The organism is Neobacillus cucumis (genome assembly GCF_023715505.1).
The window spans coordinates 1-14723 of the sequence record NZ_JAMBOH010000016.1 but is presented as its reverse complement, the minus strand read 5'-3'; the positions used below and the strand labels follow the sequence as shown (position 1 = coordinate 14723).

The window sequence follows — 14723 nt, the reverse complement described above, 5'->3', positions numbered from 1 at the left end:
TAAATTTAAATAATCGTTGGAAATTTGTATATTACGTGATATATATGAACGTTTTATGACTCTTGGTGCTATTCTTTGTTTTTATCTAATGTGTTCTTATAGATTCTTTTAAGGGCTTCATTTTGAAGTTTCATGTATTCGAGTAATATTTCTTTTTCTGCTTCTTCTTTTTCAAATTCAACCTTTTCTTTGGTCATGCGGGCACCCCTTTTTGTCCTTAATTTGGTTCACGGAGTAAAATAATCCATAAATGATTTGACTTTTATTATAGAGAAATATATAATTTTTTCAAAAATACTAATTGAAACGATGATGGGGATTAGTAAAATGACATGGTCTTACCAAGAGAGGAAACCAGTGGTGTGAGGTTTCTTAAGACAATCATTTGAACCTGCCTCTGAGTTCTGTATCGGATTATTGTTTGAAGATACATGCGGATAAAATCCGTTATCATGTGAGAGAGTTTAAAGCAATTGCTTTATGAATTTAGGGTGGTACCGCCAGGCCTTGGTCCCTTTTTTAGGATCAGGGTCTTTTTGCATTTAAAAAAGCGGAAATCCTTGTTTAGCGGCAAAATGCGCTCAACAATTCTTTCTATATTAAAAAAATAATGAGGTGTCAAAATGGCAAAAGAATTTGTAAAAGATGTAACCAGCATGGACGAGGATTTCGCCCAGTGGTATACAGATGTTGTCACGAAAGCAGATTTAATTGATTATTCAAGTGTTCGTGGTTCGATGATTATCCGCCCATATGGTTATGCATTATGGGATAATATTAAAAACGAGCTGGACCGTCGTATTAAAGAAACAGGGCATGAAAATGTATATATGCCATTATTTATTCCAGAGAGCCTGCTTCAAAAGGAAAAAGACCATGTTGAAGGATTTGCTCCTGAAGTGGCATGGGTCACGCATGGCGGTTCTGAGCCATTAACAGAACGTTTAGTCGTCCGCCCGACATCAGAGGTATTATTCTGTGAGCATTACAGTAATATCATTCACTCTTATCGTGATTTGCCAAAGTTATATAACCAATGGGCTAACGTAGTCCGTTGGGAAAAAACAACCCGTCCATTCTTACGTACATTAGAGTTCTTATGGCAGGAAGGTCATACTGCCCATGCAACGGATGAAGATGCAATGGAAGAAACGATTAAGATGTTAAATGTCTATGCGGCCATTTGTGAAGAAATTCTTGCTATTCCTGTAGTAAAGGGACAAAAAACCGAGAAAGAGAAGTTTGCTGGTGCGAAAGCTACATTTACCATTGAAAGCTTAATGCATGATGGAAAAGCATTACAATCTGGAACTTCCCATCACTTTGGTACAGGGTTTGCTGAAGCGTTTAATATCCAGTACACAGATAAAGAAGGTAAGCTGCAATACGTTCATCAAACTTCATGGGGTTTTACAACCAGAATTATCGGTGCATTAATCATGGTTCACGGCGACGACCGTGGTTTGGTTATACCTCCAAAAGCTGCTCCAACACAGGTCATGATCGTTCCTATTGCGCAGCATAAAGAGGGCGTGCTTGATTTCGCTTATGATTTGAAAAAGTCTCTAGCTTCTGTGGCTCGGGTTGATATTGATGCCAGCGATAAGAAACCTGGCTGGAAGTTCAATGAGTATGAAATGAAAGGGATCCCTGTTCGTCTTGAAGTTGGACCAAAGGATATTGAAAACAAGCAGGTTGTGTTGGTTCGCAGGGATACGTTAGAAAAGGTTGTTGTTTCTTTAGACGAGTTAGAAACAAAGCTTGTGGAATTGTTAGATGACATTCAATCAAACCTTTATAATAAGGCGTTAAATCATCGTGAAGAAAGAACTTCAGTTGCGGCTAATCTAGAGGAGTTAAAAAATACTCTTGAAGCTAAACCAGGGTTCATTAAAGCAATGTGGTGCGGTGATTTAGCCTGTGAAGAAAAAATCAAAGAGGATACTGGCGCAACTTCCCGTTGTATTCCATTTGAGCAGGAAAAAGTCGCTGATAAATGTGTATGCTGCGGTAAAGAAACAGATAAGATGGTTTACTGGGCAAAGGCTTACTAAAAAATATGAAGGCTCTTCCATTATGGGAGGGCCTTTTTTAAATAATAGAAAAAAACGGGCATGTGAAGGCATCATGGGTTCATGAGGACAATCCAGGAGAAGAAACCGAGCAACCTGTCCTCATGACAGGTTCATGAGGACAATCCAAGAGAAAAAACCGAGCAACCTGTCCTCATGACAGGTTCATGAGGACAATCTAGGAGAAGAAACCGAGCAACCTGTCCTCATGACAGGTTCATGAGGACAATCCGAAAGAAGAAACCGAGCAACCTGTCCTCATGACGGGTTCATGAGGACAATCTAGGAGAAAAAACCAAGCAACCTGTCCTCATGACAGGTTCATGAGGACAATCCGAGAGAAGAAACCGAGCAACCTGTCCTCATGACGGGTTCATGAGGACAATCCAGGAGAAGAAACCGAGCAACCTGTCCTCATGATACTTTTCTAAGAACTTGGGTCGTCAAATCTAGTGAATTTTTTGCAATAGATCTCTCAAATTGACACCTATAAAAAAGGGAAACTAAAGACCTATAGCGAATTTTAATCATTCAGAAGGGAGATGTACCTATATGAAACCAATCTTAATAGATTTTCCAGATGAAATTTATACTGATAGATTATATATTCGAAAGCCGATGCCCGGAGATGGTAAAAAGGTGTTTGAAGCCATTCAGGCATCTTTAAATGAGCTAAAGCGATGGGAGCCATGGGCCAATAGGGAGCAAACCGAGCAAGAGGTCGAGGCCAATATGCGTGATGCACATGCGAAATTTTTAACCAGAGAAGACCTTAGGCTTCATATTTTTAATAGAGAGACAGGTGAATTTATAGGGGCTTCCGGTTTGCATCGAATGAACTGGGATATACCCAAGTTTGAAATCGGGTACTGGATCGATACTAGACTTAACGGAAATGGCTACATCACTGAAGCAGCTCAGGCAATTACGGAATATGCCTTTCAGGAACTAAACGCAAAACGCGTAGAAATCCGTTGTGATAGCAAAAATACCAAAAGCCGAGCAATTCCTGAGAAATTAGGTTTTACATTAGAAGGGATATTAAAAAATGACGGAATTTCTGCAGACCGACAAGAACTCCGCGATACTTGTATCTATGCAAAAATCAAATAAATGAACAAAAAACTCGACGCCGTCGAGTTTTTTTACTAGAAACCGATTATATATCTTTGTAAATAGAATTTTGTAATCGCCAAATATTCACGTGAGTAGGATTTAAATACTGCTGACCAAGGAGTATTGGCAGATAGACCCTCCACATTTAAACCTTGGTAATATGCGATAGAAAGAGCACGATATAAATGGAAAGTGTTCGTTACGACTATGCCAAGTTCAGCATTAGAAGGAATGAATTTCTTCGAAAACTCAATATTTTCGTATGTATCCGTAGAGCGATCTTCTAATAGTATACGAGATTCGTTAATACCTTGACTTACTAACTCTCTTTTAATTGCCTTCGCTTCAGAAATGTCTTCGCCTGGACCTTTGCCCCCTGAAGCAATCGCAAGTGTATCAGTATTTTTCTTTAAGTACTTTGCTGCAGCATCGATCCTACTAGCTAATACCTTAGATGGTTCCTTACCTTTAACCCTTGCCCCGAGAACAATCAAATAATCTGCACTTTTTGACGCTTTAACATGGCTATATTGGATAATCTTCACTTGTAATATGCAAACATAAATCAGTCCTACTACTACCAAGACTCCTAATAGCCATAACATCCTATTGTTTTGCCTCATCTTCTCAAATCCCACTTTTATTTAAGTTCCAGCTTAATAGTACCATAATATTACATTTTTTTATATTCAAAAAGAAAGGCCCATAAATTCCATGAGCCTTTAATAGCTTTTTTTATTCACATACCCACGAAAGCCCGATTGTCCCAACGCCAGTATGGACACCCGCAACGGTAATAAGCATCAAAACCTCTGTTTCAATACCAGGGAAGTTTTCGTTAATGTAATTTTCTATCTCTGCAGCTTTTTTCGGATTGTTCGCATGAACAATCGCGACCTTTTTAACTGTTTTTGTTTCAAGATCTTCTCTTAATTTCGATGCCAGCCAGAATATCGCTTTTTTGTCGGTACGAACTTTGTCTTTAATCTGTGCAGCACCGTCTTCTATAGCCAAAATCGGTTTTATATTAAATAGAGAGGCCAAGACTTTTTGGCCGCCAGATACCCGGCCGCTTTTATGAAGCTGATCCAAATTCGATGGAACTAAATATAATCGAGTATTGCTGCGTAAAGCATTTAGCTGTTCAACCACTTCCTCGGCATCCACACCCTGCTCCACAAGCTCGATCCCTTTTTTTATTAAAAAAGAAAGTGGATAGGAACCAATTTTAGAATCGATTGCAAATAACCTGAAATCTTCCATATTAGCGGCCATGACGGAGGACTGATAGGTCCCTGTTAAAGTACTAGAGGCATGTATGGCGATACCAAAATCATATTCTTCTTTCAATTTTTTATAAAGTTCAACAAAGTCGTTAATGGAAGGTTGAGACGACTGGAACTTTCCTTCCTCGCTTTTCATCCGCTCATAAAATTCTTGTTCCGTTATATCAATCGTTTCTTTATAAAATTCATCGTTAATGACAACGTGTAAGGGAATGACATATATATGATGTTTCTCAATAAATTCTTTGCTAAGAGAAGCAGTTGTGTCTGTAATCCATGCAATTTTTGCTTTGCTCATATCTTTTCCTCCGGTAAATACTTTCAATATAGTTAACATTACTATACTGAAAACCGTTTCACTAGTTATATTTGTCATATTAAACTTTGAACAATTTGTGAAAATTTCTAGAAGTTATTATTTAAAAATATAAAAGTGTGATTTGAATCACTTAGTTGAGATGGTTTATTTCATATAATCACTATGGATATAGTGATAACTAAATAAGGAGTGTTTCATGTGTTAGATCAAAAAACAATCGATATTATCAAATCAACAGTACCGGTATTAGAAAAACATGGAGAAACCATAACAACCCGCTTTTATCAATTAATGTTTGGAAACCATCCAGAATTATTAAATATCTTCAATCACGCAAATCAAAAACAGGGTAGACAGCAAAAGGCATTAGCTGGAACGGTTTATGCCGCTGCCATGTATATTGATAACCTAGCAGCAATCCTGCCGGTAGTTAAACAAATCGCACATAAACATAGAAGTCTCGGAATTAAGCCAGAGCATTATCCTATTGTCGGAAAACACCTATTAATGGCTATTAAGGATGTATTGGGTGATGCAGCTACAGACGAAATTATCGATGCTTGGGCACAAGCTTACAATTTAATTGCTGACGCCTTTATCAGTGTGGAAGCAGAAATGTATAATGAGGCTACACATCAACAAGGAGGCTGGAACGGCTTCCGGAATTTTGTTGTTGACCGTAAAGTTATCGAAAGTGACGTTATTACATCTTTCTATTTAAAACCTGCAGATAAACGAGATATCGCCGGTTTCATCCCTGGTCAGTATATTAGTATTAAACTAGAAATAGACGGTGAGAAGTTTACTCACATCCGTCAATATAGTCTTTCAGATGCCCCTGGCAAAGATTATTACCGCATTAGTGTTAAAAAAGAAGCTGGAACAGCAAACCCTGATGGAATGGTCTCTAATTACTTGCATGACAAGGTGAGCGAAGGAGACATTCTTAAAGTCAGTGCACCTGCCGGTGATTTTATTCTTGATACCAACAAGACGACGCCTGTTGTGTTATTAAGTGGCGGGGTCGGCTTAACACCAATGATGAGTATGTTGAAAACAGTTGTAGAAGTGCAGCCGGGACGTCAGGTAACGTTTGTCCATGCAGCAGCAAATAGCAATGTTCATGCCCTTGGCGATGAAGTGAAAGAATTATCTGATCTCGATTATGTGAATTCATATGTGTTTTATGATGCACCTACAGAAGAGGACCGTTTAAACAAAAGGTTTGATGTTGAAGGTTATGTCACTCGTGAGTGGCTTAAGGATAATGTATTGACTGAGGAAGCAGACTTTTATTTCTGTGGACCAGTGCCTTTTATGAAAGCTATCAACCGTTCTTTAAAAGAATTAGGTGTCAATGAAGGTAGAATTCACTTTGAGTTCTTTGGACCAATGGGGAATTTAGAAGAATAGAGAATGGATAAGCCGGTTTCCAATTTGGAGACCGGCTTATTTTTTTAAAAGTTAACAAAATATGAATTTAATGCTTTTTTAATCTAAGACACCTATGTCAAAAGTTTGATTCGGACCACAACTGTGATTTAATAAAAGAAAAAGGCCAGAAAGGGTTTTGAGTATGGGTAAGAATACCATCCGTTCCATCACGGCCATTGGGGTATTGTTTTTTCTCCTTTGGGTGACTGGACTTGGCTGGGCAGTAGGGCAATATTATGCAGACCAGCCGGACAAGGTTCCTGTTACAAATACCGGTAGCAAAAAAGTGGAAAACAAAAAGGGTCTCACGATAGTCGCTTTAGGTGACTCGTTAACGAGGGGAACAGGGGATGAGACTGGAAAAGGGTATGTCGGAGATCTGACCGATGAAATCAAAGAAAAAACAAAAAAGCCGGTCCAGCTCACCAATTTAGGCATAAATGGGCAAACATCAGACCAGCTTCGGAAACAAATTCAACAAACAGAAGTGGCTCGTCAAATTCAAAAGGCGGACATGGTGTTAGTTACCATTGGCGGAAATGATTTGTTCCGGGGAGGTCAAGGCTTAACCGATTATTCATCAAAAAATATAGCTGCCATTGAAAAAAAATATCTGGATAACCTAAAGTTTATTCTTGAGCAGATTCGCAAGAACAACAAAACAGCCAATGTTTTTTTCATTGGATTATACAATCCTTTTATAGAATTAGATCAGGGGAAAGAAATGTCAAAAGTAGTTCGTCATTGGAATTATGACAGTGCCGAGGTAAGTGCAGCCTTCTCGAAAGTTGTATTTGTACCAACATTTGATCTGTTTGAATTAAAAGTGAATGATTATTTATATTCAGACAAGTTTCATCCGAACTCAAAAGGGTATCGTTTAATTGCAGAACGTGTAGCCTCACTGCTTACCTGGTAAGGAGAAGAATGAATGGAGAAAAAAATTACCTTAGCTGTTGAAAATTTGAAAAAAGTCATTGGAAAAAGAGAAATTATTAAGGGCTTGACATTTGATCTGCGAGAAGGGGAAGTATTTGGGTTCTTGGGACCAAATGGTGCGGGAAAAACAACAACAATCCGAATGTTGGTTGGGCTTATCAAACCAACGGATGGGAACATCCAGATCTGCGGATACAATGTAGCGGATCAATTTCAAAAGGCGATGAGCAACCTTGGCTGCATTGTCGAAAATCCGGAATTATATCCTTACTTATCTGGCTATAACAACCTGCTCCACTTTGCCCGTATGCTTGATGGAATAGGGGAAGAGCGTATTAAAGAGGTCACTGAGCTAGTCGGATTGACGGATCGGATACATGATAAAGTGAAAACTTATTCGTTAGGGATGAGGCAGCGTTTAGGGATTGCCCAAGCCCTTTTAGGCCGGCCCAAGGTATTAATCCTCGATGAACCGACAAATGGGTTAGACCCAGCAGGAATTCGGGAGATGCGCCAATTTATTCGCTTTCTAGCGGAGCAGGAAGGGTTAAGCGTCCTTGTATCGAGCCACTTATTAAGTGAAATTCAATTATTATGCGATCGGGTCGCCATTATTTCAAAAGGAACGATTATTAAAATTGATACAGTAGAGCAGCTCCTTGCGAATCGTGAACGGGCCGTCTGGCGGGTATTTCCGCTTGAAAAAGGGAAACAAGTATTAAGTACATTAACTACAATAGAAGTTAGTGATGATGGGACGTTTGTAACGGAATATGATGAACAAAAAATACCGGTGTGGAATAAGGAGCTTGTTTCGGCAGGAGTGTCCGTCACGGAAATTAATCGAAAAATGCCTGTGTTGGAAGATTTATTCCTCGAGCTAACGGGGGGTGACTCGATTGAGTAAATTAATCCAAAATGAAATGATGAAGCTGATCGCTAAAAAGAGGTTAGTTGTCATTGCATTAATAATCGGTGTCCTTGTCGTGTTGTTTACATATGCACAATATAAGCAAGTTCAGACACAGCGCGAAAAATTAGGAACAAGTGATTGGCGTACGATATTACAACAGCAGATTGTCGATACGACCAACCGTTTAAGCAGCAGCCGATTATCAGACGAATGGAAAAAGCAGCTGCAAATCTCATTGCAGCAGCAGCAATATTATTTGGATCATGATATCAACCCATCAGAGCCTGGTGCACCCACATTCATGCGCATCTTTTTAGAAAACTCAATTGATTTATTTATCCCTTTGATGGTCATGGTTATTGCCAGTGATTTAGTTTCCTCGGAACACAGTCTTGGTTCAATTAAGCTGCTGCTGACGAGGCCGGTCAGAAGGTGGAAGGTGCTATTAAGTAAATATATCACGTTATGTTTAGCGGTTTCGTTAATTCTTGCGATAACTGGTATCCTCTCCTATCTCATTTCTGGATTGGTCTTTGGCTATAAGGGGTGGGGTGCGCCAATCTTAACGGGGTTTAATGTAACGGACACGGGATTAAATACTTCAGATGTAAAACTTCTTAGCCTGTGGAAGTTTCTATTGATGGATTTTGGATTAGTTTGGTTTGTTGCTATTGTCGTCGGCACCTTATCGTTCATGCTATCTGTACTAATCCGGAGCACCGCCGCCGGAATGGGGGTTATGCTGGCTGCACTGATCTCTGGAGCGATTTTAAGTAACATGGTATCCTCTTGGGAATCGGCCAAATACTTTTTTATGGTGAATTTACGGTTAACCGATTACATGAAGGGAACCGCTCCACCAATTGGGGGAATGGATCTTTCCTTTTCCTTGATGGTCCTACTGATTTGGTGGGCCGTGGCATTAGTTGTTTCCTTTGTGGTCTTTACAAAAAAAGATGTTTATTAAAATTAGAAGCTATTCCTATCCTCGGAATAGCTTTTTTCATTGCGATTTAAGCGGAATTTCCGTTAATTTAAAGCAGCGTAACTTAAAGTTTGATAGAATATTATTAATTTTATAAAATAGTGATGAAAGATGAGAAATGGAGGGGTCAAAATGTCATTTGCAATAAAAAAGATCGATCATGTGCAGCTTGCCGGTCCAAAAGGGTGCGAAGATGCCGCAAGAGGATTTTTTTCAGGCATCCTTGGATTAACAGAGGTTGAAAAACCGGAAGAGTTAAAAAAACGCGGCGGAGTATGGTTTGAGTTTGGAACTTTTCAACTGCATATTGGCATTGAAGATCCATTCTCACCAGCCAAAAAGGCTCATCCAGCATTAATTGTTGAAAATATCGAAGGACTAAAAAACCATCTAAAAGAGCATGAAATTGCTTTTACAGAGGATGATAACCTCCCAGGAGCCAGTAGGATTCATGTACTTGATCCTTTTGGTAATCGTCTTGAATTCCTAGAATGGGAATAAAGGTAATCCTGCAAAATAAAACACCCCCATCCCCAAAAATGTAGGGATGGGGGTGTCTGCCTTACGATCGGGGGATTTAAGGCATTCATTTTTGAGCTATCAGCCAATGGCAGGTAGGAGGGGGATCCTCCGCCAGAAAACAAGTGTTAATTTATTTTACTTTTCGCTGTGGTTTTCAATGGTGCATGATCAACTCCTAAATGCTGCTTGAGGATTAAGGATGGACCGCCAAGATTAAAGAGATAACGAGCTTCAATAACTAGTTTCATAAAGGCTCCAATTAACCCGGATAAGCGGACACTTCCAACCTTGCCGACACCGCTTTTAAGTCCAATGGATGCAACTGAACCCTTATGGTGGTACTCAAAAGCCTTTAAGGATTCACCTCGGATAGAAGCGATAATATTTTTCGCACATACAGGTGCTTGTTGGAGTGCAACTTGGGCGGTTGGTGCCAACGCATTCTTTTCATCTTTCATAAATAGGGAGCAATCTCCAAGGCTAAAGACATTCTTCATGTTTTTAACACGAAGATTGGAATCAACCGCAATTTTTCCTCTTTCAATTGGCAAACCCCAATGATGAACAATGGTATTTCCTTTTACACCACAGGACCAAATTAAGGTCCGAGTTGGAATATCGCAATTAGGTTCAATGACAACCTTTTCGGGTGTACATTCAAGAATCTTTCTGCCAGTGATCAGTTCGATGTTCATTTTTTCCAAGACCTCAGTTGTATACTCAATCGATCTTTTAGGGAAAAATGGTAGGACTGATGGCGCGGCCTCAATGGCAACAATTTTAACCTTTTCATATGGAATATTGTGTTCTTTACATAGTTTCGGAAGTCCATCAGCAAACTCTCCAAGCATTTCGACTCCAGTAAAACCGCCGCCAGCAACGACAAGGGTTAAGTGGGAAGGATCTTGATCTTGTTTATACAAGTTAAATTGTTTAATAATTTGATTATAAATAGCTTTTGAACTTCTAAAACTTCTTATTTCGAAGGCATTTTCCTTAATACCAGGTGTCCCATATGTTTCAACCTCAAATCCTAGCGCGATTAATAGATAATCATATGGAACTGTGTCGCCGCCATCAAGGACCACTTCTTGTTTATGAATGTTAACAGATGATACGGTTGCTTGTAAAAAGTGTGTTTTACTGGGATTAATTAGTTCAGGGATGGACATAGCAATTTGGCGATCGGCTGCTGTTCCTACTACTGTTTTATGAAGTTGAGTAGTAATGTAGTGATATTCATGCTTATTAATCAGGGTAACATCTGCTTCTCCTGATTTTAATAGTTTCTCAAGACTTTTACTTGTGATGATTCCGCCATATCCGGCACCTAAGATTACAATTTTTGGCTTATTCATTAACTTCCCACTCCAAACCCATTTTTATCTATTTATATATTTTGTGAAATTATTCACATTACAATATAAAAAATAAAGCAAAGCTCATTTTTATATAAATTGTGAAATTATTCACATTTAATTTATGATTATAGAATACGCTAAACTTATTGATTGCACAAGTGTTTATTACCTGAAAATATGTCAAATTGGTAAATTTTTTTTGACAAATGGGGCATTATAACTCCATGCTTTAAGAAAAATTTAAGACAGTTGGAAGGAGAGAGTTGTTATGAAGTTTAAAGGATTAGTTTTAACATTAGCAATAGTGGTAATGCCTACTGTAGCACTGGCTAATACGTTCCCTGCGAATCATCAGGAAAAACCGTGTGATTGCAAGGAAGGAAAACACCACCATATGACCCATAAAGATTGGCAGGCCATGATGGCGGAAAGAGAGCAAAAGCTTCTTGCATGGGTTAGCCAATATACCCCTGAAAAAAAGGCCGAATGGACGAGGGTCATTAAGGAAAAGAAAAGTCTTCGCAACCAATGGATGAGCCCTGAAAATTCCGCCAAACGTGAGCAATGGAAAAAAGAAAGAATAGCGAAAATGGAAGCTCTGAAGAAGCAATTTGAATCGGGCAAGATTACTAAAGAGGAGTTTATTAAACAATCACATGGCGGGAAAGAAATGGGCCATTGGAGAACCTTCCATGAGCTAAGAATAGCCGTTAATAAAAAGGATAGCAAACAAGCAGCCATTCTTTTAAATCAACTGTTAGAACAAACCAAACAGCATAATCAGCTAATGAAAGAAAAACTGGCAAATTAAAAAAACGTTCAGGAGCGCCTTTAGGTAAAAGTGTTCAAAAGTCATTTTCCTAGATTGGAATTAACTTCTCTTTTTTATAGGTACTAATATCGTCGTTCGAAGGAAAAATTAATTAAAGATGGCCATTCCAAGGAGGATGATACAAATGAAAAGAAAAACATTGATGATGACAACCATTGGTATAGGAGCAGCATATTTGCTGCGCAACCCCGATTCTAGAAAAAAATTAATCAACCAATTCCAAACGATGACAAAAGGAAGGTAAAATACGAGGCATCCCCTTACATATGGGGATGCCTCATGTTTATTCCTTACTTCTTTAAATTGATTTGGTCTTTCTTTGCCTCAATAATATCCTCTTTAATTTCTTCTTTTATGTCATCAGCAATTCCTTCAGTTGCTTTTTTGAATTCGCGTATCGATTTCCCAAATGCTCGTCCGATTTCAGGAAGTTTGTTTGGACCAAAGATCACTAAAGCCACAATTAGAATTAAGATTAATCCGGGTACACCAATATTAGAAAACATTTCTTCATCTCCTAGTGATGAGTTATAACCAATTCAACGTTATTATAACGTTTTTTTTCCTATAGTACTAGTGAAGAATGGTTAAGAGAAGTTAGCATGGATGAAAAATAAAATCAAGAAAGTGATGGAAAGTTTGAAATGCCAATTGCGATCATTTCTTTTAAAGCGCATAAGACCCATATACATTAGTGGAAGTAGAACAAGGACCGTCACAATTCCTGAACTATAAGTAAAATCGAGCTTAAATCCACGCAAAAGGGCCATATAAACATGGAGAAAAACGATACCAGTTGACAGTAATGCAATAGGAACATGCCATATACGAACCAGTTTACCGATAAATTGTAATACCTTTTTTAACTCGATTGTTCCCCATGTAATTGCTTTAATCCTTTTATTTTTTAATAAAAGAAAAACTGGATAAATAGAGAGTGCAGCATAGAAACCTATTTGTGCAATGGAACCAAACTGCTTAAATGTTCCCTTGTAATGTCGGTAGTCTTGGGTCATTAGCTGTTGTCGATTGAAATAAACAAACAATACTTCAGCCAAAATTAGAACAACCATTATCATAAAAAATAAATTGGTTCTTCGCCTCTCTTTTGGATTCGCAATTAAATTCGCAAATAAGCCGTTTTTTCTCTGCGAAAGGGAATCTTGTTTCATGTATACCACACCTTCATTCAACTTTACTTTAATTATAAATGCCAAATAGGAAAAGTGTTTAATTTTAAGGGGATTTTAATGAAAGTAATGGTCGTAAGCATCAGCCGGTTGAATGCTTGCCGGCTGATGTTTTATGATGATGCTCAACATTAAATAACTAAATTAGATTGAACGTAATAATATAAAAGCTTCGCTGTATTTTCGATCGAAGATACATGTGTTCGTTCAAACGCATGGGATGAATCAATGCCGGGTCCGATTAAGCCATGGACGATATCATGGCCCGAACGAATAGCCGCAGAAGCATCTGATCCATAGAAGGGATAAATATCGAGTTTGTAGCCAATTTTGTTTTCTTCAGCAAGACGAACCAATTGTTTACGTAACTCATAGTGATAGGGACCACTAGAATCCTTAACGCAAATAGAAACCGTATATTCATCTGTTGTTTGGCCGTCACCCATTGCTCCCATGTCGACAGCTAAATATTCAACTGTTTCAGGTGTAATATTGGAATTACCGCCATAGCCAATTTCCTCATTGTTAGATATTAAGAAATGAGTCGTATACGGCAACGTAATTCCTTCACTTTTGATTCTTTTGATCAATTGAAGAAGGATGCCTACACTTGCCTTGTCATCCAAATGGCGGGATTTAATATAGCCGCTCTGGGTAAGTTCTACACGGGGGTCAAACGAAACGAAATCACCCACTTCAATTCCAAGTGCCCGTACTTCTTGTGCTGTATGTACTTTTTCATCAATGCGTATTTCGATATTATCTTGATTTCTCTCAAGCTTTCCGGCGTCTTTATAAACATGGACAGAAGTTTGGTGCATGAGGATCGTTCCGGTATATTTCTTGCCATTCTGTGTTTCAATTTGGCAGTATTCACCCTCGATCGAGTTATATCTGAAACCGCCAATAAGGTCAATTTTTAATCTTCCATTTGCTTTTACTTCCTTCACCATAGCTCCAAGTGTATCCACATGGGCAGTCAGCATCCGATGTTTGCTGTTATCCTTTCCTTCGATGGTGGCAATTAATCCACCTTTTCGATTTCGATATGTATCAACCTGTAACTCTTTTAAAAATTTCTCTACAAAAGTCACTACCTCATTTGTATTTCCGGATGGACTCGGAATTGAAACTAAATCAGCAATCAACTTCATTGTTTCTTCGGAATTTATTTGCACCATTTTAATACCCCTTTCAGTTTGTGCTCTCTTTTATTATACCTAATCTTGTTTAAAGAAGTGGTTTTAATGAGTTTATGGTCAACTTTTTAGTTAATAACGCATAGGTTAACAAGGGTCGAAAATTCCCTATTTAGGGATAAAAATAAGGGAATTTGGGTATGAATGAAATACAAAATATTTTGAAATAAAGGGGCAAACTTTTATTGAACCTGCTTTATAAAAATGGGAGGAGAAAAAGTTGACCAGATTAGAGCTATATCATCAACATAAAACAGAGAAATTTTCGTGGACGGGTCTATTTTTTTTCATAGTAGTTAGTTTGATCTTAACGGCTAGTTTATTTGTCTTCAGCTATTATTATCAACATTCAATAAAAATCGAAGAACCTCAAGAGAAATTAGGAGAAAAAGTGGTTATTCAGATGCCAAATGGACAGAAGGTCTACACTTATTAGCCCCAAAATGAACTTGGACAGTAAGAGTAAAATTTATTATACTGCTTAATGTACCAAGGAGGTTGACATCATGAAACGCACAAAACATTCCAAAGAGTTTAAATTACAAGTCATCAAAG

At 38.3% G+C, this 14723-nt stretch carries 16 protein-coding genes and 1 other annotated feature; of the genes, 9 read left to right on the top strand and 7 right to left on the bottom strand.

What is annotated here, in order from left to right:
* Window positions 1–68 precede the first annotated feature (68 nt).
* Window positions 69–197, bottom strand: a complete 129-nt coding sequence (locus tag M3226_RS32285; protein WP_285857926.1) for a hypothetical protein — start codon at window positions 195–197, stop codon at window positions 69–71.
* Between the two features lie 103 nt (window positions 198–300).
* Window positions 301–519, top strand: a binding site (T-box leader).
* A 104-nt stretch (window positions 520–623) separates the two neighbouring features.
* Between M3226_RS32285 and proS the strand changes: the two genes are divergently transcribed.
* A complete protein-coding gene (gene proS, locus M3226_RS20310) occupies window positions 624–2054 on the top strand; it encodes a proline--tRNA ligase (protein ID WP_251568998.1) in 1431 nt (476 codons plus the stop codon).
* Window positions 2055–2624: 570 nt separating this feature from the next.
* Complete coding sequence (locus M3226_RS20305) at window positions 2625–3185, top strand: GNAT family N-acetyltransferase (protein WP_251568996.1); 561 nt, start codon at window positions 2625–2627, stop codon at window positions 3183–3185.
* Between the two features lie 35 nt (window positions 3186–3220).
* On the opposite strand, the gene M3226_RS20300 is transcribed toward M3226_RS20305, so the two are convergent.
* Entirely contained in the window at window positions 3221–3811 is a 591-nt protein-coding gene (locus M3226_RS20300) for a YdcF family protein (RefSeq protein ID WP_251568994.1), read from the bottom strand.
* A gap of 112 nt (window positions 3812–3923) precedes the next feature.
* Complete coding sequence (locus M3226_RS20295) at window positions 3924–4772, bottom strand: DegV family protein (protein ID WP_251568992.1); 849 nt, start codon at window positions 4770–4772, stop codon at window positions 3924–3926.
* A 219-nt stretch (window positions 4773–4991) separates the two neighbouring features.
* On the opposite strand from M3226_RS20295, the gene hmpA reads away from it, so the two are divergent.
* From hmpA to M3226_RS20270, 5 genes are all read left to right on the top strand, one after another.
* On the top strand, window positions 4992–6206 hold the full coding sequence (gene hmpA / locus M3226_RS20290; RefSeq protein ID WP_251568990.1) for an NO-inducible flavohemoprotein: 1215 nt from the start codon (window positions 4992–4994) through the stop codon (window positions 6204–6206).
* A gap of 163 nt (window positions 6207–6369) precedes the next feature.
* The gene (locus M3226_RS20285) at window positions 6370–7146 is read left to right on the top strand and encodes an SGNH/GDSL hydrolase family protein (RefSeq protein ID WP_251568988.1); all 777 of its coding nucleotides are present in this window, start codon (window positions 6370–6372) and stop codon (window positions 7144–7146) included.
* Between the two features lie 12 nt (window positions 7147–7158).
* On the top strand, window positions 7159–8073 hold the full coding sequence (locus M3226_RS20280) for an ABC transporter ATP-binding protein (protein WP_251568981.1): 915 nt from the start codon (window positions 7159–7161) through the stop codon (window positions 8071–8073).
* Complete coding sequence (locus tag M3226_RS20275) at window positions 8066–9046, top strand: ABC transporter permease subunit (RefSeq protein WP_251568965.1); 981 nt, start codon at window positions 8066–8068, stop codon at window positions 9044–9046. Before M3226_RS20280 ends, M3226_RS20275 begins: the two co-directional genes overlap by 8 nt.
* A 150-nt stretch (window positions 9047–9196) precedes the next feature.
* Window positions 9197–9565, top strand: coding sequence for a VOC family protein (locus M3226_RS20270; protein ID WP_251568951.1), 369 nt, complete (start codon window positions 9197–9199; stop codon window positions 9563–9565).
* Between the two features lie 146 nt (window positions 9566–9711).
* Here the strand turns inward: M3226_RS20270 and M3226_RS20265 are convergent, their stop codons facing one another.
* On the bottom strand, window positions 9712–10944 hold the full coding sequence (locus M3226_RS20265) for an NAD(P)/FAD-dependent oxidoreductase (protein ID WP_251568937.1): 1233 nt from the start codon (window positions 10942–10944) through the stop codon (window positions 9712–9714).
* A 271-nt stretch (window positions 10945–11215) separates the two neighbouring features.
* Between M3226_RS20265 and M3226_RS20260 the strand changes: the two genes are divergently transcribed.
* A complete protein-coding gene (locus M3226_RS20260; RefSeq protein WP_251568935.1) occupies window positions 11216–11758 on the top strand; it encodes a hypothetical protein in 543 nt (180 codons plus the stop codon).
* A 311-nt stretch (window positions 11759–12069) separates the two neighbouring features.
* Here the strand turns inward: M3226_RS20260 and M3226_RS20255 are convergent, their stop codons facing one another.
* From M3226_RS20255 to M3226_RS20245, 3 genes are all read right to left on the bottom strand, one after another.
* Window positions 12070–12285, bottom strand: coding sequence for a twin-arginine translocase TatA/TatE family subunit (locus M3226_RS20255; protein ID WP_098531656.1), 216 nt, complete (start codon window positions 12283–12285; stop codon window positions 12070–12072).
* 81 nt (window positions 12286–12366) lie between these two features.
* Window positions 12367–12951, bottom strand: coding sequence for a hypothetical protein (locus tag M3226_RS20250; protein ID WP_251568934.1), 585 nt, complete (start codon window positions 12949–12951; stop codon window positions 12367–12369).
* A gap of 149 nt (window positions 12952–13100) precedes the next feature.
* Entirely contained in the window at window positions 13101–14150 is a 1050-nt protein-coding gene (locus tag M3226_RS20245) for a M42 family metallopeptidase (RefSeq protein ID WP_251568932.1), read from the bottom strand.
* Between the two features lie 238 nt (window positions 14151–14388).
* Between M3226_RS20245 and M3226_RS20240 the strand changes: the two genes are divergently transcribed.
* Window positions 14389–14604: a hypothetical protein gene (locus tag M3226_RS20240; RefSeq protein ID WP_251568930.1), complete on the top strand. Its 216-nt coding sequence runs from the start codon at window positions 14389–14391 to the stop codon at window positions 14602–14604.
* Window positions 14605–14723 lie beyond the last annotated feature (119 nt).